Source organism: Pseudomonas sp. R151218B TE3479 (assembly GCF_053629195.1).
In genome coordinates this window covers 2,081,256-2,103,640 of sequence record NZ_JBRJHV010000001.1, presented here as the reverse complement: position 1 = coordinate 2,103,640, position 22,385 = coordinate 2,081,256, and the positions used below count along the sequence as shown (strand labels likewise).

Genomic DNA, 22,385 nt, shown 5'->3' with positions numbered 1-22,385 from the left:
TGAATCAATAAAATTCACGTTTAGATTATAGGCAGATTCACTTACCAGTTCGACAAGTGAATCTGCCCTTTTACAGATGTTCTTGAAAGGTTGGGCTCACCCACCTATCTCCCCTCAACAATATCCAAAGCCCGATTCGCCAACAGCTCACTCACCTCAATCACCTGCAAAATCCCCAACGCAACCCGCCGCCTCGAACCATCCAAATCAAACGCCAAATCATTGATCATGGCATTAGCCGAAGCCAGATTCTCACTGAGATTCGCAAGCAAACACTCAGAATCCACACCCGGATCAATCCGAAAAATGGAGTCCGACTTGTCAGATGTTTCGTTCTTAGGCTTAGGCTTCAGGTAGTAATCCAACGCTCGTGTGGCAGCGTCGTCGATTTTCTTGTTGCGGGCAGACTGAGCACGGGATGTGGGTTCGTCTGAATCTGTAACTGGAGGGTTCGGTGTAATTTTGACCATGGTCTTAACTCTCTGGTTGAGGCCACGACCCGTTCGCTGCTAAACGAATTGGGAGGCAGCTGTACGCAGGTTAGCAGACCGACGAGTTAAGAAATCGGCGCGTCCGAGGACGCCCTGCGCACAGCCACCATCAAGTGCAGGAATGGGGATTCCTGTCTGATGACGCGTTGTGCGACTTAACTCAGCGAGCTGCTAAACCCGATCACTGACAATCAGTGACAGGTCCAAAACTACCGACGCAACCCCAGGCGCACAAGCCGGCGGATTCTGGCGTAGTTGTAGGCAAAGGCGCAAGGCGCTGTGGCTTGGCGGGCCTTCGTCGCCGTTGTCTGTCGGTCTGTACTGACAGACGCCGCTCGACTGGTCTGAGCAGAGGTCCGATGCCGTTCAATTGAGGCTGTCGGAAGAGCTGTGGCGAGGCGTTCATAGGAGGGGGCTGCTGCGCAGCCCAGCGGGAGCAAGCTCCCTCGCCACGTTGGTTACCTGCGATTGGAGCCACTAGGCGCCCTCGCCCTTCTCCGACGACTCATCGCTGTGCACCACCACCAGCAACTGCGCCTGCACATCCCCCACCGAACGCAGCCGATGGGGTTTCTGCGCATTGAAATGCAGGGCATCGCCGCGGTTCAGCAGCACGCGCTCGTTCATGAAGTCCACTTCCACCTGGCCCTCGTGCACGAACAGGAACTCCTCTCCGGTGTGTTCCTTGAACGCGTGATGGGCCGTGAATTCGGCGGCCGGGTAGAGGATGAAGGGCAGCAGGCTGCGCTCGGACACTTGATGGGCCAGTACCGCGTATTCGGAGCTGCCGCTGCTTGCCGCGAGGGATTGGCGGTCTTCGCTGCGCACCAGGCTGTAGCTGTCGAGGGAGACGTTTTCTTCGGAGAATAGCTCCTCAACTTTCACGCTCAGGGCCTTGGCGAGCTTGAGCGCCGTGGCGATGGAGGGCGTGCTCAAGCCCCGTTCCACCTTGGACAGGTAGCTCTTGGTCATCCCGGTTTTTTCGGCCAGGACGTCCAGTGTCATGCCGAGTTTTTTCCTGAGCAATTTCAAGCGAATGGACATAGGTAACCAACATTTCCAGAGAAACGGACAATCTGCGATTGCAAATGACACTTTGTGTCATATAGTCTATTTAGTGTCATTAGCACCTTCCTTTCACAGCTTCCATGACGCGGATCAAGAACGGTCAAAGAACGAATCAGGAGAACGGATATGAGCAAGACACTGGCGACGCCCAAGGACCAGTTGGTCCAGCATGCTGTTAACCAGATGCAGAAAACACTGCCGGATAATACGTGGACTGTACGACAAAAGCTGGCCCTGACCTGCCGCATCCTGTTCGAGAACGGTCACGACTCAGGGCTGGCGGGGCAGATTACCGCGCGCGGGCCGCAACCGGGCACCTATTACACCCAGCAATTGGGCCTGGGCTTCGATGAAATCACCGCCGGTAACCTGTTGCTGGTCAATGAAGACCTCGAGGTGCTGGAGGGCCATGGCATGCCCAACCCGGCCAACCGCTTTCACACTTGGGTCTACCGCGCCCGGCCGGATGTGAATTGCATCATTCACACCCACCCGACCCACATCGCCGCGTTGTCGATGCTGGAAGTGCCGCTGCAGATTTCTCACATGGACCTCTGTCCACTGTACGACGACTGCGCCTTTCTGGAGGGCTGGCCGGGGGTGCCGGTGGGCAACGAGGAAGGCGAATTGATCGCCGGTGCCTTGGGTGATAAGCGCGCGATCCTGCTTTCCCACCACGGCCAGTTGTCCACCGGCGCCACCGTGGAAGAAGCCTGCAACATCGCCCAACTGATCGAACGCGCCGCGAAGCTGCAATTGCTGGCCATGGCCGCCGGCGAGGTGAAACCGATCCTGCCTCACCTGGGCCGCGAAGCCCACGACTGGATCGCCCGCCCCAAGCGCCACGCGGCCGCCTTCAACTACTACGCCCGGCAGACCCTGCGCCAACACGCCGATTGCTTGAACTGAACCCACCAGGAGCGAAGCCATGTCTACCCCCAACATCCACGGCATCATCGGCTACACCATCACGCCCTTCTCCACCGACGGCCAGGGCTTGGACCTGGACGCACTGGGCCGGTCCATCGACCGTCTAATCGACAGCGGCGTGCATGCCATCGCGCCCCTGGGCAGCACCGGTGAAGGCGCCTATCTGAGCGACGCCGAGTGGGACCAGGTCAGCGAGTTCAGCATCGCCCGCGTCGCCGGCCGGGTGCCGACCGTGGTCAGCGTGTCTGACCTGACCACCGCCAAGGCGGTACGCCGCGCACGTTTTGCCCAGGCGAAGGGCGCCGATGTGGTGATGGTGTTGCCGGCCTCGTACTGGAAACTGAGCGAGGCGGAAATCCTCGCGCACTACCAGGCCATCGGCACCAGCATCGACCTGCCCATCATGCTCTACAACAACCCCGCCACCAGCGGCATCGACATGTCGGTGGAGCTGATCCTGCGGATTTTCAACACGGTGGATAACGTCACCATGGTCAAGGAAAGCACTGGCGACATTCAGCGCATGCACAAGCTGCAGTTGCTGGGTGAAGGCCAGGTGCCGTTCTACAACGGTTGCAACCCACTGGCGCTGGAGGCCTTCGCGGCCGGCGCCAAGGGCTGGTGCACTGCCGCGCCGAACCTGATCCCGCAGCTCAACCTCGACCTGTACGCCGCTGTCCTGGCCAACGACCTGAGCCAGGCCCGGGCGTTGTTCTATCGTCAATTGCCGCTGCTGGACTTCATCCTCAAGGGCGGTTTGCCCGCCACCATCAAGGCCGGTTTGCGAACTCTTGGCCTGGAGGTTGGCGACCCACGGCTGCCGGTTTTTCCACTGGATGACGCCCGTAACGAGCAACTGCAGACTATGTTGAAGCAACTGCTCTGATTCGCGAAGAGCGCTGAGTTCTAATCTTGCGACGGACAGGTAGCGCCCTAACCTGTCCGCTCGCTCCCTTGGGGGTCACTTGAGATGAAGACCTATCAACCGTTGAACTGCGACCTGCATGATTACTTGGAGATCGCCTGCCTGTATGGCTACACGCTGGACATCGAACTGACTGACGGCCAACGCCTGACCGCCCGTGCGATCACCACGCGCACCGCCACCACGCGGGAGGAGTTTCTTGATGTGGAAACTGCGGAAGGTCGCCGAGAGATTCGCCTTGATCAGTTGCTGGCGATTACGCCGCAGGATGACAACGCCAGGTTTGGTCGGGTTGTGCTGGCGTAGCGGAGTCTGCCGGGAGGGGAGGTTTTGGGGCTGCTGCGCAGCCCAGCGGGAGCAAGCTCCCTCGCCACGGGGGAACTGCCTGCCGTCCCCTTTTGATAAGGGCCGGGGGGCTTTGGTCGTCAGGACGGAGGATAGGCCTCGTTGAACGCCCCGGCAAAATCTTCCGCTTTCGAAAAGAGCAGCATCTCCACGTCACCGATCTCCACATCCAGTTTTCGGGAGACGTTCACCAGCAACTCGATGTAGGTCGGGTAGACATCGGTCGTTGCAATTCGAATCCAGCCCTGTTCACGCGCCTGGGTTTTCAAGCGGGGCCAGCAGGCATTGAGGTGGGTGTTTCGACCCGCCAAATGCGGAAACCACCAGCGTTGCTCATCGCTGTGAAGTATCTGTAGAACGTTCAGGGAAAATGCAACCCGCGCATCGAAGATGGCGTGTTCGGTTGGATTCGAGAATGCCGCCACCTTCGACCATGAGGCGATGCCGTTGTGCTTGTCCGGCACCCGCCCCTGTGACACGGTCTGAACGTAGCCTTGCATCGTTGCGAGCTTATTTCCCCCAATACCTCCCCACACACGCACCGCGTAGTTTGCGAGGGCCATTCGTTGTTCGGGCGACGTGGTCCATTCCTGAGCGACATGTCGCTTCAGGGCGCGCGCTTTTTCGTACCAGTTCGAGCCATCGATCTCCCATTTGAATGAGTCGTGGACGAGAGCGGTATCGAACGTCCAGGTATAGGTCTGGGGAAGTGATGGCAAGTGCTGTGTGGCGTAAGACAGCAGCGTATTTTCGAGAGACTGCATAGACGAGACCACGTATTGGACGAGGTCGAGATATTAAATGACTCCCGGTCGAGCAGCGAGTTTTCCAGCTTCGCGTGTAGAGAGAAGCCACGGCACTAAAGAGCACGGGGGACAAAATGCTGAGAGTGGCAACGCGCCGAGCGGGCTAGAGAGTGTTATCTTTTTTTGGTAGCACTCAGATGCATGAAAAACAGACACCGGAAAACCCTTGAAGCGTTCACGCACGCCAACGAGTGCGGCGACAGTGTTTGCTGACATTGAAGCCTTGGTCGTTCATCTGGGTGGCCAAGTGCTGGAGCGTGAAGGTTCTCGGGTCAAGCTGATCCTAGGGGAGGCTCAATGGCGTTGCCATCGGCCACACCCTGGGAAAGAAGCCAAGAAATATCAGGTAGAAGAGGCTCGCGAATTTCTCCAGCGGGCAGGAGTTGAGCTATGAACAGCATGACTTATAAGGGCTACACAGCCCGAATTGAGTTCGATGAGCGTGACGACATCTTCGTCGGTCGAATTCTGGGTGTGCGTGACATCATCAGTTTTCACGCCGATTCCGTGACCGAGCTACGAGCGGAGTTTGCCAGTGCTGTTGAGGATTACCTGGCGGACTGTGCCGAGCAAGGCGTCAGCCCTGAGAAGCCTGCCTCCGGCAAGGTGATGCTACGCATTCGTCCTGAAGTGCACGCTGCCGCTACCATTGCAGCCCAAACCGCCGGCAAAAGCCTGAACCAGTGGGCTGATGAGGTGTTTGAGCGCGCAGCGCACGTCTGACGTTAGATACACGGGGTGATTGAAAAAAGGTCTTGCTGAGCAAGACCTTTTTCTTGTTGTTGAGCGCCGCCGGCCCGCTATCTCACCTCGACAATATCCAACGCCCGATTCGCCAACGGTTCATTCGCCACATGCCGCCACGAACCATCCAGATCGAACCAGATCACTGATCACTGATCACTGATCACTGATCACTGCATTATGCCGTGGCTTTCCAGCATCACGGGGCGCCGCGCACCCTCAAGTCTATTTTCCAAACAACCGCTCGGCAAGCTGCCGACCTCGCTCTAGCCCTTCAGCCGTCAACCAGATCGATTTGTTCCTGTTTACTGGATCGCTGATGAGACCTTGTTCATGCAATCGGTTCATGACTTCGAAGTCGAAACCTTTCCAGGCATTGCCATCGTCGGAACTGAAGGCTGCCAACAAGGCAAGCACAGCTTCTTCTATCAATTTGTCGTCGTAATTCATGGTCGCTGCTCCGCTCGTGTTTAACCGTTAGCGCTGAATTATGCACAGCGCTCTCTAAACCCCATCCAGTTAAAGATAAGCAGTGAGTTTAGCTATCCGGAACGAAGTAGAGCTGGATCGGTTGAGGATCTGGCTGCGCCGCTGTCGTCGGCTTATGCTGGTGGCATTTTCATACAAAGGACTGGAACGTGAGCGCAATACAATCATGGCTGGACAGGTTGAAAAACAAGCAAACGCCCACTTCCACTTGGGCCGATCACCGGCGCAACGAAGCGTTGGAAGTGCTCGCGAGCGTAGGGACTGACACTACGTGGATAGAACTCAGTTGCCATTACAACGGTTTCGTGCGGGAAATCGCGGTTAGAGAGCTGTGCAGTCATCCGTCCCCTGAAGCCTTAGTGGCCTTGATAGACCGGCTGAATGATTGGGTTCCGCAAATTCGCGATTTAGCCACGGCAGGCCTGGAACACTACCTGTCGCCCTCCCATCTCCAAGCATTGCTGTTTGCAGTGGAGCCCCTCATTGCTCTAGCGGCGCGGCGCAGAGCCGACCATGGCAAGACGCTCCATGCCGCACGTGCTGCTTTGCAGTCGCCTGTTATCCGAGACGAGGTCCACGCAAATTTCCTGACGCGACAGGGTAAAGCGGCCCGCTATTTGTTCGAGCTTTTGCTTGAGAGTGATCCTGCCCCTGAAGCGCTTCTACGCAGTGCCCTCGCCCATCGTGAAGTGACCGTACGCTTGATGGCTGTGCCTGCCTGTCAGGCATTGCCGGTCGTCCAAACTCGGCTATTGCTGATCGAAGCCCTGTCTCAACCCGGTGCCAAATTCCGCGTTTGCGTGCTACGTGCGCTGCTTCCTTTGCTTGACGATCCGAGGCCTGTTTTATGTGAGGCGTTGCTCGACGCGTCACCCTCGATTCGTAACCTGGCGCGCTGGGCCGCGCCAAGCAGCAAAGTCGACGCCGCTGCGGTCCTGTCTGACCGGCTGAAGCAGGATTTGCCCATCCGAAAGCGCGACTGGCTGGGGGTACTTGGCCTTGCAGCGGAACTCAGCATCGAACTGGAGCCGCAGTGGCTAAAGGAAGCGCTGCATTCCACTTATTCAACGGTGAGGCATGCCGCTGTCATCGCAGCCCCCGATAGCCAACTGCCCGAACTGTTCAGAGCGCTTGATGACCCATCAGATAAGGTTTTTACCGCAGCAATCGCTCGTCTGAACAAACAACCATGGGCTTTGGTGAAGGCCGGGCTGGATGCCAAGTTAGACCGGGATTGGCATGACCTTTCGGCAATGCGCCGAAGCGCAATACTCCATCTGCGGCCGCTATGGCAGCAGGCTGCTTACTTACTGGCTCGGCTGGACGCAGAACCGGCGTTGCAAGCCTTTTGGCTGCGCCAGTTGAATATGTGGTGTGATCGCCAATATCAGATGGTCGATCCCATCACGTCAAAGGCTGAGCGAGCAGAGCTCACGGAGCGACTCCGAGCGCTGGCTGTGCGCGGTCTTATCGATAGCAATAACGTTGCCCGGGTTGTTTAAGGAACCTAAGAATCCGGTTTGCCTGAACCTTTATTGCTTCAGATCTTCTATCAGCTTACCTACAGCCAAATCAGACACCCGGGAAAACGCCGCCCGCAGCGCTTCAGGATCGGTGGCGTACTGCTCAGGGGTGTAAGCGAGGGTGTTGTTTTCATTGAATGGCGAAATGGTATTGAAGTTGCGCCAAACCGAAGTACCGCTACGTTTCATGAATCCGTTGACGCCGATGACTGGGTAAAGCACGGAGCTGTAGTTTTTCAGGCTAAGCCCCCACTGCATGACCATGATTTCAACGTCGGCGTCCGCTCTCTCGCCTTCCGCCACGATGATGAACAGCCCTTCTTGCTTGATACGCCTCTCGAAGCTTTCACGCACCAGTTTGCCCACATCGATACCGTGGGCTTGCATGTTGTTCAGAATCGCCTGGGAAATATCCGCCGTCGCGCCGTCGGCCGCCTTGGTGCCCGCAACCGAACCGGCGCCCGCCAATGCGCTCGTGCCGGCGTTCGATGCCCCGGCGGCCATGCCAGTCGCTGCGCCTGCTCCGGCACCCAGGCCTGCACCCCACGCTTGCGTCATGCTCGTGTACTTGAAGTTTTCTACCGCAAAGTACACAGGAAGGATCTTGATCGTTTTGATCTGGTGGCGATCCTCAACACTCAAAGACTTGGTTACACAGCCGGAAAGCAGAACGAGCGAAAGCAACGCGAGCATCAACTTTTTCATGGGTGGGGAAACCGATTACCTGGATGAATGGGGGCTCTGGGCGCCATGACCGACAACCGTTTCAATAGAAGCGGTCTTCTTCCTTCATGCGATAAATCCTTCCGAAGGTTACGAAGGAAATCCCGAGGAATACCAATGTCAGCACGACTCCGCCAGCCATGATGAAAAAGCCGGAGCGATACGTGTGAAGCTCGGTGGCGATACTGCTGATTTGCGGAAACCAACGTGAGTAGAGCAGCGGAACGTCGCCCCCTACCTCGTACTGATCATGTTCGTTATAGCGTTGGTCCCCGTATTCGTCTTCATGAACTTGTTGATCACTGTCGACATACCGGTAGTGAATGATGATGCCGTTAGCATTCATCGGGATGCTTTCCAGTTGCGTCACGGTGCCTTTTACCTCGACAGCGCTCCACCGGATCGCCCCATAAATGGACCCGGAGTGTTTCGCCAGGGAGGCCAGGAACAGCAGCACACAGCACGCAACGGTAAGCAGGACTATTCGGTTATAGAGTTGATCTTTTTCAGCTTCACGTGGGTAAAACATGCTCCGGTCCTTCGTATGAAATTCGTCCGCAACTTATCGGCGTGTGATCCGGCAACTTGAGTTGACCTTTCCTGTCCGGAGGCAAGCGCCTTGGCTACCTCACCTCAACAATATCCATTGTTTGGAGTAACAGGACTAAACCGCCCTCACAGGCCAGGTACCGCTCACACGTTCTCATTATCCGATCGGGTAAACGAATACCGATCGATATCAGACCTGAGCTGCCAGCCTTGGCTATGCCAATAGTTGGCCGCTGTTAGATTGGTCTTGAACACGTCGAGATGACATTTAAGTATTCCGTGTTTCTCAAGACTCGAAAGGCAGTGCTCGACCAACGCGTTTGCTATGCCTTGTCGCCGATACTGGGGAAGAACAACCAAATGCTGCAGATAACCTCTGCGGCCGTCGTGTCCACACATGACGCAACCGCAGAGGACGGCTCCGACTTCAGCCACGAAGCTCATCCCGGGATTTCGTTCCAAGTATTTCGCGGTCGATTCACGAGAGTCAGCGTCACGGAAGGAGACGCCTGGACTACGCCTCATGAGGTCGATCACTGCATCGTAATCGTCCATGGTCATGACACGGATATTGAACATTGATTGAGCCTTGCTGTGTTACCTGGCTGGCCCAGCAGACTAGCAGAAGCCGCTTGGAGGGTGCTGCGCCGATTCGCGTGGGGATCGCCCATGCAGCGCTTTGTCCAAGGAAAGGTCCAGCTGTGCGAGACCTTTCCTGTATTGAGGCGAACGCCTCGGCTACCTCACCTCAACAATATCCAACGCCCGATTCGCCAACAGCTCACTCACCTCGATCACCTGCAAAATCCCCAACGCCACATGCCGCCGAGACCCATCCAGATCGAACGCCAAATCGCTGATCATGGCATTCGCCGACGCCAGATTCTCACTGAGGTTCGCCAGCAAACACTCAGAATAAACCCCAGGGTCAATCCGTAAAATGGAGTCGGACTTGTCAGACGTTTCGCCCTTAGGCTTGGGCTTCAGGTAGTAATCCAGGGCACGAGTGGCCGCTTCGTCGAGCTTTTTGTTGCGAGCCGATTGGGCACGTGATGTGGGTTCGTCTGTATCTGTAACTGGAGGATTCGGTGTAGTTTTGACCATAGCCTTAGCTCTCTTTGGGTTGGGCTACGTCACGCTCGCGACTAAACGATTGGGAGGCAGCTGTACGCAGGTTAGTCGACCGACGAGCTAAGAAATCGGCGCGCCCGGAGGCGCCCTGCGCACAGCCACCATCGAGTGCAGGGATGGGGATACCTGACTGATGGACGCTTGAGCGACTTAGCAACGACGGGCGACTAAACCCGATCACTGATGAGCAGTGACAGGTCCCAAACTACCGACGCAACCCAAGGCGCACAAGCCGGCGGATTCTGGCGTAGTTGTAGGCAAAGGCGCAAGGTAGCGTGGGCTGGCAAGTTCTGGCTACCAACGACTGACAGTCAAGGCTGACGTTCAAACAATGATGCATGTCCTCCCTTGGCCAACACGCTGCATAAGAGCAGCTTGATTCTCTGCTCACGAAGGTTGGAGATTGTGCAACGAATCAAACACAAGGAAATCTTCGCTAACACATACCACGCCGAACAGGCCCACCGCCATTATATATTCAACCTAAGAATAGAATCACTTTCAACCATGATGCGAGGTGACCAATAGTCACACCATAAATAATATAAAACAACTTCCTGAGCGGCACATTAAATGGATAATTTTCCGGTCTCGACGTAGGCCTTTACGCCCCTTTATCTATTTACACTCCCTCTGCAAGCCCTATCAACTTAAACACTGAACCGACAGTGAGTCACTCATTAAAGGATTAAACATGACATCAATAGATCTTCCAGCCATACATATAACAACATATGAATGGGACCCGATTGCAAGCCCCTTTGGCTCTGGGGATGGATTTGGGTCCAGCACATTTGATCGCGAAGGTCCAACAAAGGACGGTATATTTGGCAGAGGCCCTCAAGGAGCCCTTTATAATTGGGCACTTGCAAATTATGACGCCATAACTAAAAAAATACAACAAAGCTACTCTGAAAAACATAAAAACCTAAAAAAAGCATTAGAATCCGAACTAAATTCCGTTCGCACCAGCAACAATTTCATCGCTCTACCTCCAAACGAATCCATCATTCGAGAGATAGGATTACGCGATGCACTCATTAAGCACAAAGCGACCAAACTAGCCCACCAGACCAATTCGGCCAATACTTTTTACGGGTCATCCCCACTCAACAAAACACCGATCGACCTTGCAAGTCGATATCGCGCCCGGCAACTACTCAATACAGTTAAAGCGGTTTGGTCAAATTCGTACACCGCGGCCTTTAATGCAAAATTACTATCTGAAGAAATTTCTCTTCTAACTGAACAATCTACTGTTCTCAATAGAGAGCTAAAAGCTGTTGAGGCTCGTATTGCTACGGCCAAAGCTGCCGCAGCAAAAGCAGCGGCCGACAAGGCTGCTGCAGAGGCTGCTGCAAAAACCATCGCCGATAAAGCAGCGGCCGACGCGAAAGCCGATGCTGACAAAGCGAAGGCAGACAAGCAAATCGAAGCAGACAACATCAAGGACGATATTCTTTTCGTCACTAATTTTTATAAAGAAGTAACGGAAAAATTTGGCGAGAAGACCTCGGCCCTAGCTAAAGAGTTAGCTGAGAGCGCTAAAAGCAATAAAATTAAAACCGCTGACGAAGCAATACTCACGTTCAACAAATACAAAGACTCAATTCACAAAAAAATCGGAAAACAAGATCGGGAGGCTATCGCCAGGGCGATAGACTCTTTAGACAAAGAGACGCTAGCGAAGAACCTTTCCCGTTTCAGCAAAGGACTGGGCGGGGTTTCGAAAGGCGTTGACCTTGCAGAATTGCTAGTAGAATTTGTAAAGGCGGCGGACAATGGCAATTGGAAGCCATTCCTGATCAAACTGGAAGTCATTAGTTTAGGCGCAGCTGCAACCTTCATAGTTGCCGCAATATTTGGGATCGCAGCCACAACACCAATTAGCATACTTATCTTTGCTGCATTAATGGCAGCAACAAGCGCTTATATTGACGAAAAGCTAATAGAGAAAATCAACAAGGATGTTTTAGGCACATAGACATATTCTTATGGGCGTTATTTTTAATGACGCCCCTGCAGTAAAAAACGCACAGCAAACATAAATGAAAAAGGCACAGCAAAAATGTAGCAAAATGCATAATATATAACATAAACGTTATTCTTGGCTGTACCTTCCTTAAAAAAACCGCTATACCAAAATTCTTTCGAAGTAAAACTTAACGCTATTTCCTCTAGGAATTTTTTCGAAAACGGATAAAGCACTGCGCTTACACCATAGAATACAATTTCTTTGGAGAGCGCGCGCCCCCCCGTACCAGGTAGACCATACCAAGCACATACACAAACACAGAACATAACCACACCCCAAATGAGATTGACAACATAGTATTGTTTATCCATAAATCCGAAAGCCCTCTCCTTGATAGTTTTACCACTAACACCACTGCAACTTCTTTGGTCATTATTTAACTTCTGTTCAACATACCTCTCAAACATGAAGGGCTTTGCTGGACAAAGCCCTTCCATCTAGGAGGCGCGTAGCGCTGCTGCCCTATCTCACCTCAACAATATCCAACGCCCGGTTCGCCAACAATTCACTCACCTCGAGATTCGCAAGCAAACACTCAGAATCAACCCCAGGGTCAATCCGTAAAATGGAGTCGGACTTGTCAGACGTTTCGCCCTTAGGCTTGGGCTTCAGGTAGTAATCCAGGGCACGAGTGGCCGCTTCGTCGAGCTTTTTGTTGCGAGCCGATTGGGCACGTGATGTGGGTTCGTCTGTATCTGTAACTGGAGGATTCGGGGTAATTTTGACCATAGCCTTAGCTCTCTTTGGGTTGGGCTACGTCCCGCTCGCGACTAAACGATTGGGAGGCAGCTGTACGCAGGTTAGTCGACCGACGAGCTAAGAAATCGGCGCGCCCGAGGGCGCCCTGCGCACAGCCACCATCGAGTGCAGGGATGGGGATACCTGACTGATGGACGCTTGAGCGACTTAGCAACGACGGGCGACTAAACCCGATCACTGATGAGCAGTGACAGGTCCCAAACTACCGACGCAGCCCCAGGCGAACAAGCCGGCGGATTCTGGCGTAGTTGTAGGCAAAGGCGCAAGGCGATGTCGGCTGGCGAGTTGCGGCCGCCCAATGACTGACAGCCCCATCTGACGCTTCAGATTGCTCCGCCCCTCAACATCCAGCCCTACCTGTATTGAGGAAACCGGAACGACCACTTCAAGAAACCTCCTACATCGCGCCCCTCTCTTCCCACGTTAGCGTCTGTCCCGCACTCACTGGACGAGACTCACCACGTGGCGACACGCCAAAAAGACATCCCCCAGGTTCGCAACCCGCCCGGCGGTGACGGGCATCACCTCACTTATCGGGACATGAGCGCCAGTGAACTGGCCGAGCGCGACGCCCTACAGCAGGCTTATGAAGCCATGCTTGCCCGCCAGGCAGCCTACGAACAAATGCGCTGGGCCACGGTGGATAGCAAGCCGTTATCCAGCGTGACCGGAAGCGTGTTTGCCAAGAGCTGCAAGCTCCCCAACGGCATCATCGATTACAGCAACCCCAACGGCTACGTCCCGGCGGATCTGGTCAAGCAGTACGGCGATCTCATGTGGCTCGGGGGCAGGAGCACCGACCCATCCGGCGCAATCCCCCTCAAGCGGATCGGCACCGGCACGGTACCCGTTACCTTAGGCAGGCTCGCGCTGGGCGGTTCGGCAACCTCTACGGCTGCCGCTGCCGGCGGCACCGTTGGGGCAGCCCTGCTGACCGGCATCGTCGCCCTACTCTGGCCGTCCAATCTGGGCGACAGCGCGCTGTACAGCGAAGACCAGTTACGCGACCTCAAGCAGGCCCGCAGCCGCATGCGCCTGAGCATCGAGCAGCAGGCCGATGGCAGACTCAAGGGCTATGGCTTCTACACCGGCCAGAACCGCGATTGGGAAATGGTCGATGTTGTCCAATTCACCCCGCGGGCCGATCAATTCGTCGCCGACCTGGGTGATGGCATCGAACTGATCTGGACCCCGGCCACCGACCCGTCCGACACCCTCGGCATCCCTGCCCTGGAAGCGGCGCCACAGGCACCTAACATCTGGATCTATCCGCCGACGCCGGTGGCCGACAACATCATCGTCGACCCGATCTATCCGCCGGAGTACAGGGATTTCATTCTGGTGTTTCCGGCGGATTCGGGGGTTCGGCCGGTTTATGTGGTTTTGAGTGTTCCGGGGGATCATAAGTATTACGAAGCTCCGATACTGCTACCGGCCTTCCCCGATGCCGTCAGGGTAAAATCAAAATCGTCCGTACAAGGCGGGGGCAAAAAAAGAAGACGTTGGGTGGATAAGAAGGGACGTATTTATGAATGGGATTCCAAAAGTAATGCCGTAGAAAAGTACGACAAGCTAGGAAACCATCTGGGTGAGTACGACCATTTGACAGGCCGTCAAACAAAACCTGCCAAACCCGGCAGGACAACCCCAAGACAATAAAAGAGGAACACCATGCCATTCTTCTCAATAACAGGCTTCTACCCAGACGACAAAAAGGACGATTCATTACAGTTCGAAACTCACATAAAAGATGCCGAACAAAAGGAGGCATTGGCCCAAATAACTGAAGCCAAGCCATTCAACGAAATTGGCCCAGGAGAGCTGGAGATAACAGAAAAACAGCTAAGAAAAATAGAAAAAATTCTAGATATAAAATTTCCTACCGGGCTTGAATATTACATCGGAACTTGTGCCGACTAGTCCTTGGTCGAGGAAGCGTCGCTGCGCCCCTCGGACCTTAGCTGGTCAAAGATAAGACGGTCTAGCTATCCGACGGGGGCTGTGCAGCCAAAGGGGTCTAGTCTCATCAAGCTATTTGAGACGTCTTTTGGCCCTTGGCCTTTGTCGCTCTCTTGCCTTTGTGCTCAAACTCCCATCCCTTACAAGCCAGGGCCACATGCTTAGGAATCATTGAAGTCCCGCTGCTGTAAGCGGTGATAGTGCGACGGGTAAAGCCCAACTCCTGTGCGGCGGTCGTCAACGAGAGTTTGTTGGCAGTCATCCAGCGCTTGAATGCCTGGGTCGGCATCACCTCACCGGCTTGCTCCAGCGCCAACCGATACAAGGTGACCGCCGCCAGTTCCAAGTCATCACCCCAGCTCACATCGAAGCCCCATTCGCCCACTTGGGCGGTGCCGAACAACGACAGGACCTCCAAGGGCTTGAGTACCGGGAATTGTCGGATGTGTTCCTGCAGGTCAACGTCGTAGCGCTTACCGTTGGCAAACTCCACCTGCAAGGCATGTTTGCCGGGGACAGGCTTCACGCTGCTGATTCTGGCTTTGCTGATCATGGGTCAGCTCCTCCGATTCTGTTCATTCCACACACGCTGCAGGTCAGCGGTGTGCTTTGCCGCCCACGCCAAGGCGGCTTTCAGGGACTTAGGGTTGGCCCCTCTGCCAAGCACCTGGAGCCCGTCGATCTCCACCAGTGATTCACCATCGGGCGTTTGCACATGAAAATGCGGCGGCGCGTGATCGTCCGGGTAGATTTTTATTTCCAGTTACGGTCGCTGTATACGGTAGCCATGCCAGACATGCTAGGGAATTTTTTTCCCTAGCACAAGGTCAGCCATCAGATGCTGAGCACGCCCCCTTTTCCCGCCGAAGCGCGGCTGGTCTGAGAAGGCTTGAGCAAATAAAAGCGCAAGGCGACGTCGGCTCGTGAGTCTGGCCGTCCAACGGGTATGACAGACCCGGCATAAAAATCTTTCCACTCCATCCCTCCCCGCAAAGCCCCCATCCGCTCCAGCAAAGCCCCTCACAAATCCCTACCTCGATAATGCCTTCTTTCCACACCCCCTAGCGCTGCAACCGAGCACCGTGTGCCCCCATGAACCTACGCACCTTCATCCGTCGCTACTGCCTGGATTCCAGGCTCGCCACGAATGCCCTGACCCGCCTGCACCAAGCGTTTTCCTCCCTGGCCCGCTATCTGGCGCAACAAGGCTTCGACGACAAGTCCTGGCCGGCCACCCGCGACGAAGGTGCCCTGGACCGGCGTCTCGACACCGTGCGCCCGGAACTGGCCGCAACGGTGTTCAGCCACGCTCGGGAGGGGGTCATCCTGGTTGACCCGTACGGTCGGGTCATCGCTGTGAACGAGGCCTTCACCCGCCTGACCGGTTACGGGCAAGAAGAGATAAAGGGTCGGGAGTTGAACTCCCATCGCATGGTGCGTCGGCTCGCGGCATTTTATGCGCCGATGAAGAATGCGCTGGATTTCCATGGGCATTGGTCCGGTGAAATTCAAAGCAATCACAAGGATGGCCGCGAGATGACGTCGCGCATCAGCATCAGTGCGGTGCATGACCGGCATGGCAATGTTCAGCACTATGTGGCGTTGTTCAGCGACATGACGCAGATGAAGCAGCGTCTGCAGTTACTGGAGCGTGACGCTCGGCATGACGCGCTCACGCAACTGCCCAATCGGTTGCTGTTGACCGAACGGATGCGCCAGGCCCTGGGCAAGGCCGCTCTCTATCAGCAGAAAGTGGCCATCGCGTTTATCGACCTCGATGGGTTCAAGGCGCTCAACGACAGCTATGGGCATGACTGGGGTGATCGGGTGTTGCAGATTGTCGCGACACGGATCAATGCGACGTTGCGTGAAGGCGATACGTTGGCGCGCCTCGGTGGCGATGAATTCGTGGCGGGGCTGGTGGATTTGCAGGCGGTGGAGGACAGCGAGCCGTTGCTCAAGCGGATGCTGGCGGCGGCCAATGCGCCGATCTTGATTGGCGCGCAAACGGTGGAGATTGCCGCCAGTATCGGCGTGGCGTTTTTTCCGGAACATGGACAGGAGGTCGATGGGCTGATCAGCAAGGCGGACCAGGCGATGTACCTGTCGAAAAAGGCCGGCGGCAATCGTCTGGCGTTTTGTCCGACGCGGTTTATTTCGCTCAATAGCGAAGCCTGACGGTGGTGCCGAGGGTTCGTTCGCTGCCGGTCATGACGCCATAGTCACCGGCGCCGAGCAGTGAATACACGGCGGTGATGTAGTTGCGGTCGAAGACGTTGCGCACCCAGCCTTCCACTTCCCAGGCACGGTCCTGGCTGCGCAGGCCCAGGCGCAAATTGGTCAGGCCGTAGCTGGGTTGATAGCTGCCTTCGCCGCCTTCGAGGGTGCCGAAGTAGCCGGTGCGGAAGCTGTAGTCGATACCGCTGAAGGCTTCCAGCCCATAGGGCAGTGGATGGGTGTGGTCGAGGCCGCTGCTGAGGTTCCATTCCGGCGCGTTGTAGAGGCGGTCGCCGCTGAGGTCGCAGGTCCATTGGCCCGAGGCCGGTGGGCACGGGGCGTTGGGGAAGCTGCGGTAGCGCGCATCGCTCCAGGCCAGGCCCAGGCGCCCGGTGAGTCGGGGGGTGAGTTGCCAGGCGGAATCCAGCTCGATGCCGCGCAGGCGGACCTTGCCGACGTTGATCAGGTTGTCCCGCAGCGGTGGCGCGAACATGGATGTCGGCGGGCTGTAGGTGAGCGCCTGGTAGTTGTCGACGTCGGTCTGGTAGACGGCGAGGTCGAGCAATGCGCGCTCGTCCCAGAAACGCGTCTTCATGCCCAGCTCCAGGGACGTGGCCCGCTCCGGCTCGAAGGTGGGCGCGGTGAACGGGCCGACCACGTCGAAGTTGATGCCGCCGGCCTTGTAGCCCCGCGACCAACTGACGTAGCCCATCACCCCATCGCTGAAGCGGTAGCTGGCGCTGAGGAGGCTGGAGACGTTGTTTTCCTTTATCGAATCCTCGCGGTAATAACTACCCCCCAGGGCAATGTCGCGCAGCAACAGTCCACCGGACTGGAACACCGCTGGCAACCCCGTCAGCGGGGCGAGGTTGCTGACGTCGCGGGAGATCCAGCCGTCCTTGCGCTCCTGGCTGTAACGCAGGCCGCCGGTGAGTTCCAGCGGGTCGATCGGGCGCCAGGAGAGCTGGCCGAAAATGGCTCGGCTGTCGCCCTTCTGCTCGCCGTCATAGCGTTGCCGGGCGCCGTCCAGCAGCATCGCCGGCACCTGCTTCGGATCGGTGAAGGTGATGCCGTAGAGCTTGCGCAAGGCTTCCAACTGATCGCCGACGAACCAGGGCGCGGCGTCCTTGCCGAATTCGGCGTCGATCTCGCGGTCGAGCTGTTGGCGCAGGTAATACAGCCCGGCCACATAGTCGACGGAAGAACCGACCGTGCCGGACAGGCGCCATTCCTGGCTGAACTGCCGGTGGCCCAGCTCGGTTTCAGACTCGGCCACGGACAGCGCGGTGCTGTCGCTGTCGCGGGTGGCGCGGTAGTCCCAGTCGCGGTAGGCGGTGATGCTGGTCAGGCGCATCGCCTCGTCGAGCTCCCAGTTCAACTCCAGTGAGACACCGTTCTGCAGGGTTTGCGGACGACCCGGCGCGTCGATGCGTGCCTCGCGCTTGTAAGGGTCGGGCTCCGACAACGGATAGCCGAGGAACTGGGCGCGCTTGCGGGTCTGCTGGCTGTAGTGATTAGCCAGCAGGACGTTGCCGGCCTCGTTTTGCTCTGCATAGTCGGCGATCAGGCGGGCGCTGAAGTCCGGGGTCGGCGTCCACAGCAATTGCCCGCGCAAGCCATGGCTGTCGGCGTCGCCGAGGCGGGCGCCGTCTTGCAGGTTTTCCACGGCGCCATCGGTGGAACTGTCGAAGATATTGAGTCGGCCGGCGAGCACGTCGTCCTGCAACGGCCCGGAAACCGTGCCGCGATATTCTCGCAGGCCGCGCTCGCCGTAGCTGGCTTCGAGGTTGGCTTCGGGCTGAAAGGTTGGCTGGCGAGTGATGATGTTCAGCGCGCCCGCCGTGGTGTTCTTGCCGAACAAGGTGCCTTGCGGCCCGCGCAGCACTTCGATGCGCTCGATGTCCATCAACTCGGTGAAGGCCATGCCCTGGCGCGCCTGGTAAACGCCGTCGACGTAGGTGCCGACGCTGCCTTCCAGGCCATCGTTGTAGGCCGTCGCGCCGAAGCCGCGCAGGCCGAAGCCGGCATAACGGGCGTCGTGACCGGACACCACCAGGCCGGGCACGCGCTGTTGGATGTCTTGCAGGCGGTGCAGGCCGGCCTCGTCCAGTTGCTCGCCGTAGAGGACGTTGATCGGGATCGGCACGTCTTGCGGGTCTTCCTCGCGGCGGCGAGCGGTGACGGTGGTTGCGTCGAGCGTGAGGGCGCTGGGCGCCGTTTGTTCGGCCTGGGCCGACACCCAGGGCAACGTCGAAAGGCTGCCGAGTAAGAGCAGCCGATAACCCAGACCCGGCATGCTAGAACTCCCGAGCCATCGTGCGATGCACCGTGTCCGTGCAAGCCAGTGTTTTCACCCACGCCAGCAATTCACGGCTGTCGGCGGGCTTGAGCAGGACCGCGTCGAAGGCCAGGTCGTCTGGATAGTCCTGCGGCCTGCGTGGCGGCACCGCCGAATAGAGCATCACCGGCAGATGGCGCCAACGCTCGCGCACGTGGCGCAGCAGCGCCCAACCGTCCATGCCGGGCATCATCTGGTCGCTGATCAGCAGGTCGATTGGCTGCTGCGCCAGGCAGGCCAAGGCGTCTTGACCGTTCGTTGCGATGCTGACATCGAAACCGTAACCGGCCAGCAAGTCGTAGAGCCATTCGCTGTTCTGCTCGACGTCGTCCACCAGCAGAACATGTTTGCCCTGGCCATCAAACGGCGTGGCGTTGTTGTCGACGATGCCGTTTTCCAGGTCGTGCTCGTCGGTGCATGTCAATTGCAGACGGAAACTGAAGTGGCTGCCCTGCCCGGTGGCTTGGGGTTCGAGGCGGCTGTCCATGCGCTCCAGCAGTTGGGTGACGATGGACAGGCCCAGCCCGCTGCCTTCGTAGCGCTGGGCATTGCGGCCGCGGCGGAACGGTTGCAGCAGTTGTTCGAATTCTTGCGGGTCGATGCCGATGCCCGTGTCGATCACGCTGAAGCGCAGTTCCACGGCATTGGCGGTCGCGCCCGGCGCCCAATCCACTTCGAAGCGGATCTGGCCGTTGCGGGTGAATTTGGCCGCGTTCGCCAGAAGGTTCATGAGCACCTGCCGAAGGCGTTTGAAGTCGGCCTCCACCAGTGGCGGCAAGTCATCGGCCAGCACCGCCTCGAAGGTGTTGCCCTGGCGTGCGGCGAGAAAGCCCGCTTCGTCTGCAATCTCGTTGAGGAATCCGTACAGGTAGCCCGGCGCGAGGGTCAGTTGCATTTGCTCCAGCTCGCCACGGGAGAACTCGAGCATCTCGTCGATCAGCTCCAGTTGCTGGCGGGCGTTGCGCTCAATGGTCGCCTGATAGTCACGGTTGGGCCCGGCGTGCAGCAGACGCGCATAGTCGATGATGCGCACCAGCGGCGAGCGCAGGTCGTGGCTGATGCGCGCCATCAACGCGCTGCGGGCCGCCAGGGAGTCGCGCAACTGCGACGTGCGCAGGGCCACGGTGCTTTCCAGGCGTTCGTGCTCGGCCTGGCGTTGTTGTTCGAGGGTGGCCAGGGCATGTTTTTCGCGGTTGCGGCTGCGGGCCACTTCCATGATCAGCGTGCACACCAGCAACGCCACGCCCGCCAGCGTAGACGATAGGCTGTATTTGCTTTCCGGCGACTGCCAGGGCAACTGTTCTTGCGGGAAAAACATCCGCATCAGCAATTGTGCGAACAAGAGCCCCGGCACCAGCCACGCCATCCAGCTGTAAGTGAGCCTTCTGCGCCAAGCCATGAATAACGTGGCGAGCAACACGCCATAGAAACTGAACAGGGCAACCTGGACCCAGTACGCGCCTTGGACCGGATCGACCTTCAGCCACCAGAGTCGGCCGAGGACACAACCCACCAGCGGTACCCAATAGCTCCAGCCAATGATTTTTGGCAGCCGGGACACCTGCAACAGCACGCGAAAATAGGCCAGGAACAGGACGAACGAGAGCGCGCTGGCGAGGGTCAGCAATTCGCGCATCCAGCCCAGGGCGGTGGGCCAGTAGATCAGGTAGCCGTTGACGATGCAGGTCAGCAGGATATAGCTGAGCACCGCGCCCGCGTTCACGGTGAGCAGTCGCGAACGCAGGATCCAGCCGACGATCAGGCCGAAGGGGACGACCAGCAGGACAATACCGAGGGCGAGTCCGTCGCTGAGGTAAGTCCGTTGCTGACTGCGCAGCAGCGCCGGTTCGGACCACAGTTCCGGTTCCAGCAACATCTGAAAATGGCTCGTCACACGGACGAACACCGTGACGCTCTCCCCCGCCGCCAACGACACCGGGAACGCCGGTTGACGCGCCGCCGGCTGGGGCCATTCGGCCAAGGGATAGGCGCCACCGGCGTGGGCATCACGCCAGCGCCCGGCTGAAGATTGAAAGACGCGGATGTCGTCCAAGCGCGGCGCCCCGACCACCAGCAAGCGCGAACACGCCGCATCGCTGGAATTGGTGAGTTGCCATTTCAACCAGAAGGCGGAGCGGCTGTGGCCTTGGCTCGGCCAGCTCGGGGTTGCGGGGTTGAAACGGGCGTCGGGCAGTCGGGCGACTTCTTCGAGACTCAAGCGGGCTTGGGTGTCTTCGAAAATCTGCGCCGCAGGCATCAGGTCTAGACGGTCAGCCCGGCACAGTTCCACGGGCGCGGCGTGTAGCAGGCCAGCGGACAACAAGGCAATCGTCAGCACCAGAAACCGTAGGAGCCGCATCAGGCGCGCCCGACCGACTCTGCATCAACGAAGCCCAGGGTTTGCTGGCGAAACTGGCTGGGGGTCATGCCGATTCGCTGTCGAAACGCCGTGGTGAAGTTGCAGGCATTGCGAAAGCCCACCACTTCGGCGACGTCCTGCACGCTCATGGCGCTTTCGGAGAGCAGTTCCTGGCCGCGCCGCAATCGCGCGTCGCGAATGTAGGCAAACACGGTCATCCCCAGGTGTTCGCGAAAAATGGCGGAGAGGCGCTTTTCATGAGTGCCGACCTTTTGCGCGAGCATGCCCAGGGACGGTATGTCGTCCAGCTGGTTTTCGATCAGTCGCATCGCCGCGCGCAGCACGATTTCATCGCCTTGCGGTTCCGGATCGGCCGGGTTGTCCGCAATGGCCGGTGGCGCTCGCCAGGTCAATTGCAGATGGATCCTGATGCGTGCCAGGACCTCTTCCGGGGCACAGGATTTGGGGATGTAGTCCACCGCGCCCACGGTCAACCCTTCCAACCGCTCCAACGACGTATTGGCCGACGACAGAAACAGGATCGGGGTATGCCGGGTGGCCGGTGCCTCGCGTAATAACCGGCACAGGCTGAAACCGTCCATTTGCGGCATGTGCACATCCAGGACGATCAGGTCCGGGCGCAGGGCAAGGGCGCGTTGATAGCCTTGGTAGGCATCGCTGGCCAGGGAAATGCGCCAGGGCTGGGCTTTCAACAGAATGAGCGTGGCGCGAATGTCTTCGGGGACATCGTCGATCAGCAGAATATGTGGCAACGGCTCGGACGCCGCCACGCCTGCCGCCGTCAATACCTGCCTTTCGTATCGTCCGTTGTCCATTCGCCAGGTCTCTTCTTGTGTTTAGCCAGGTCGCTGTCACGCAATTGCCAGGCGAGGAAGCACGTATCGGGCCGGCAACAAACCGATATAGCGGCAGATCGAGCGAGAACTGAAGCTATCAAATTTTTAACGGGCGTTAAACGGTCGTCCCCTCGTGG

General features: G+C 57.6%; 25 protein-coding genes. 10 read left to right on the top strand and 15 right to left on the bottom strand.

Annotated elements, in window-relative coordinates; translation table 11 throughout:
* Positions 1-104: 104 nt before the first annotated feature.
* Positions 105-470 carry a DUF6124 family protein gene (locus AB7M32_RS09265; RefSeq protein WP_454249729.1) on the bottom strand — a complete coding sequence of 122 codons (366 nt, stop codon included), beginning with the start codon at positions 468-470 and terminating at the stop codon, positions 105-107.
* 498 nt (positions 471-968) lie between these two features.
* Complete coding sequence (locus AB7M32_RS09260) at positions 969-1,535, bottom strand: helix-turn-helix domain-containing protein (RefSeq protein WP_063322864.1); 567 nt, start codon at positions 1,533-1,535, stop codon at positions 969-971.
* A 150-nt stretch (positions 1,536-1,685) separates the two neighbouring features.
* Here AB7M32_RS09260 and AB7M32_RS09255 point away from each other — a divergent pair, with 150 nt between their 5' ends.
* The 3 genes from AB7M32_RS09255 to AB7M32_RS09245 all read left to right on the top strand — a co-directional run bounded on the left by AB7M32_RS09255 (position 1,686) and on the right by AB7M32_RS09245 (position 3,720).
* On the top strand, positions 1,686-2,468 hold the full coding sequence (locus AB7M32_RS09255) for an aldolase (protein WP_053152480.1): 783 nt from the start codon (positions 1,686-1,688) through the stop codon (positions 2,466-2,468).
* 19 nt (positions 2,469-2,487) lie between these two features.
* Positions 2,488-3,375: a dihydrodipicolinate synthase family protein gene (locus AB7M32_RS09250; protein ID WP_454249728.1), complete on the top strand. Its 888-nt coding sequence runs from the start codon at positions 2,488-2,490 to the stop codon at positions 3,373-3,375.
* Between the two features lie 84 nt (positions 3,376-3,459).
* The gene (locus AB7M32_RS09245; RefSeq protein WP_192261512.1) at positions 3,460-3,720 is read left to right on the top strand and encodes a Rho-binding antiterminator; all 261 of its coding nucleotides are present in this window, start codon (positions 3,460-3,462) and stop codon (positions 3,718-3,720) included.
* A 119-nt stretch (positions 3,721-3,839) separates the two neighbouring features.
* On the opposite strand, the gene AB7M32_RS09240 is transcribed toward AB7M32_RS09245, so the two are convergent.
* Positions 3,840-4,523 (bottom strand): hypothetical protein, encoded by a 684-nt coding sequence (locus AB7M32_RS09240; protein WP_454249727.1) that lies wholly within the window; start codon positions 4,521-4,523, stop codon positions 3,840-3,842.
* A gap of 208 nt (positions 4,524-4,731) precedes the next feature.
* On the opposite strand from AB7M32_RS09240, the gene AB7M32_RS09235 reads away from it, so the two are divergent.
* Both AB7M32_RS09235 and AB7M32_RS09230 read left to right on the top strand, forming a co-directional pair.
* A complete protein-coding gene (locus AB7M32_RS09235) occupies positions 4,732-4,959 on the top strand; it encodes a type II toxin-antitoxin system HicA family toxin (RefSeq protein WP_454249726.1) in 228 nt (75 codons plus the stop codon).
* Positions 4,956-5,288 carry a type II toxin-antitoxin system HicB family antitoxin gene (locus tag AB7M32_RS09230; protein WP_072346904.1) on the top strand — a complete coding sequence of 111 codons (333 nt, stop codon included), beginning with the start codon at positions 4,956-4,958 and terminating at the stop codon, positions 5,286-5,288. The genes AB7M32_RS09235 and AB7M32_RS09230 overlap by 4 nt, the downstream gene beginning before the upstream one ends.
* Before the next feature lie 246 nt (positions 5,289-5,534).
* Here AB7M32_RS09230 and AB7M32_RS09225 read toward each other — a convergent pair whose 3' ends face one another.
* Positions 5,535-5,759, bottom strand: coding sequence for a DUF6429 family protein (locus AB7M32_RS09225; RefSeq protein WP_454249725.1), 225 nt, complete (start codon positions 5,757-5,759; stop codon positions 5,535-5,537).
* Between the two features lie 188 nt (positions 5,760-5,947).
* Here AB7M32_RS09225 and AB7M32_RS09220 point away from each other — a divergent pair, with 188 nt between their 5' ends.
* A complete protein-coding gene (locus AB7M32_RS09220) occupies positions 5,948-7,300 on the top strand; it encodes a PBS lyase (protein ID WP_454249724.1) in 1,353 nt (450 codons plus the stop codon).
* Between the two features lie 30 nt (positions 7,301-7,330).
* Here the strand turns inward: AB7M32_RS09220 and AB7M32_RS09215 are convergent, their stop codons facing one another.
* The 4 genes from AB7M32_RS09215 to AB7M32_RS09200 form a co-directional block, all read right to left on the bottom strand.
* Positions 7,331-8,026, bottom strand: coding sequence for a hypothetical protein (locus AB7M32_RS09215; RefSeq protein ID WP_072408049.1), 696 nt, complete (start codon positions 8,024-8,026; stop codon positions 7,331-7,333).
* Positions 8,027-8,087: 61 nt separating this feature from the next.
* The gene (locus AB7M32_RS09210) at positions 8,088-8,573 is read right to left on the bottom strand and encodes a hypothetical protein (protein WP_454249723.1); all 486 of its coding nucleotides are present in this window, start codon (positions 8,571-8,573) and stop codon (positions 8,088-8,090) included.
* A 164-nt stretch (positions 8,574-8,737) separates the two neighbouring features.
* Positions 8,738-9,172, bottom strand: coding sequence for a GNAT family N-acetyltransferase (locus tag AB7M32_RS09205; RefSeq protein ID WP_454249722.1), 435 nt, complete (start codon positions 9,170-9,172; stop codon positions 8,738-8,740).
* A 159-nt stretch (positions 9,173-9,331) separates the two neighbouring features.
* Entirely contained in the window at positions 9,332-9,697 is a 366-nt protein-coding gene (locus AB7M32_RS09200) for a DUF6124 family protein (RefSeq protein WP_454249721.1), read from the bottom strand.
* A gap of 721 nt (positions 9,698-10,418) precedes the next feature.
* Between AB7M32_RS09200 and AB7M32_RS09195 the strand changes: the two genes are divergently transcribed.
* Positions 10,419-11,708 carry a colicin-like pore-forming protein gene (locus AB7M32_RS09195; protein WP_454249720.1) on the top strand — a complete coding sequence of 430 codons (1,290 nt, stop codon included), beginning with the start codon at positions 10,419-10,421 and terminating at the stop codon, positions 11,706-11,708.
* A gap of 23 nt (positions 11,709-11,731) precedes the next feature.
* Here the strand turns inward: AB7M32_RS09195 and AB7M32_RS09190 are convergent, their stop codons facing one another.
* Both AB7M32_RS09190 and AB7M32_RS09185 read right to left on the bottom strand, forming a co-directional pair.
* Entirely contained in the window at positions 11,732-12,166 is a 435-nt protein-coding gene (locus AB7M32_RS09190; protein ID WP_454249719.1) for a colicin E1 family microcin immunity protein, read from the bottom strand.
* A 55-nt stretch (positions 12,167-12,221) separates the two neighbouring features.
* Complete coding sequence (locus AB7M32_RS09185; RefSeq protein WP_454249718.1) at positions 12,222-12,488, bottom strand: DUF6124 family protein; 267 nt, start codon at positions 12,486-12,488, stop codon at positions 12,222-12,224.
* Between the two features lie 492 nt (positions 12,489-12,980).
* On the opposite strand from AB7M32_RS09185, the gene AB7M32_RS09180 reads away from it, so the two are divergent.
* Complete coding sequence (locus AB7M32_RS09180) at positions 12,981-14,177, top strand: S-type pyocin domain-containing protein (protein ID WP_454249717.1); 1,197 nt, start codon at positions 12,981-12,983, stop codon at positions 14,175-14,177.
* Between the two features lie 12 nt (positions 14,178-14,189).
* Positions 14,190-14,438, top strand: a complete 249-nt coding sequence (locus tag AB7M32_RS09175) for a pyocin S6 family toxin immunity protein (protein WP_212803011.1) — start codon at positions 14,190-14,192, stop codon at positions 14,436-14,438.
* A gap of 106 nt (positions 14,439-14,544) precedes the next feature.
* Here AB7M32_RS09175 and AB7M32_RS09170 read toward each other — a convergent pair whose 3' ends face one another.
* A complete protein-coding gene (locus tag AB7M32_RS09170) occupies positions 14,545-15,030 on the bottom strand; it encodes a DUF2442 domain-containing protein (protein WP_454249716.1) in 486 nt (161 codons plus the stop codon).
* Between the two features lie 3 nt (positions 15,031-15,033).
* Complete coding sequence (locus AB7M32_RS09165) at positions 15,034-15,228, bottom strand: DUF4160 domain-containing protein (protein WP_454252118.1); 195 nt, start codon at positions 15,226-15,228, stop codon at positions 15,034-15,036.
* Positions 15,229-15,569: 341 nt separating this feature from the next.
* Here AB7M32_RS09165 and AB7M32_RS09160 point away from each other — a divergent pair, with 341 nt between their 5' ends.
* Positions 15,570-16,655 carry a diguanylate cyclase domain-containing protein gene (locus AB7M32_RS09160; RefSeq protein WP_454249715.1) on the top strand — a complete coding sequence of 362 codons (1,086 nt, stop codon included), beginning with the start codon at positions 15,570-15,572 and terminating at the stop codon, positions 16,653-16,655.
* On the opposite strand, the gene AB7M32_RS09155 is transcribed toward AB7M32_RS09160, so the two are convergent.
* Genes AB7M32_RS09155 through AB7M32_RS09145 form a run of 3 tightly spaced genes read right to left on the bottom strand, consistent with a single transcriptional unit; the run spans position 16,639 to position 22,227 of the window.
* Positions 16,639-18,990, bottom strand: a complete 2,352-nt coding sequence (locus AB7M32_RS09155) for a TonB-dependent receptor (protein ID WP_454249714.1) — start codon at positions 18,988-18,990, stop codon at positions 16,639-16,641. The two genes, AB7M32_RS09160 and AB7M32_RS09155, sit on opposite strands and share 17 nt — an antisense overlap.
* 1 nt (position 18,991) lies before the next feature.
* The gene (locus AB7M32_RS09150) at positions 18,992-21,391 is read right to left on the bottom strand and encodes a hybrid sensor histidine kinase/response regulator (protein WP_454249713.1); all 2,400 of its coding nucleotides are present in this window, start codon (positions 21,389-21,391) and stop codon (positions 18,992-18,994) included.
* Positions 21,391-22,227, bottom strand: a complete 837-nt coding sequence (locus AB7M32_RS09145; RefSeq protein ID WP_454249712.1) for a response regulator transcription factor — start codon at positions 22,225-22,227, stop codon at positions 21,391-21,393. The genes AB7M32_RS09150 and AB7M32_RS09145 overlap by 1 nt, the downstream gene beginning before the upstream one ends.
* Between the last annotated feature and the right edge of the window lie 158 nt (positions 22,228-22,385).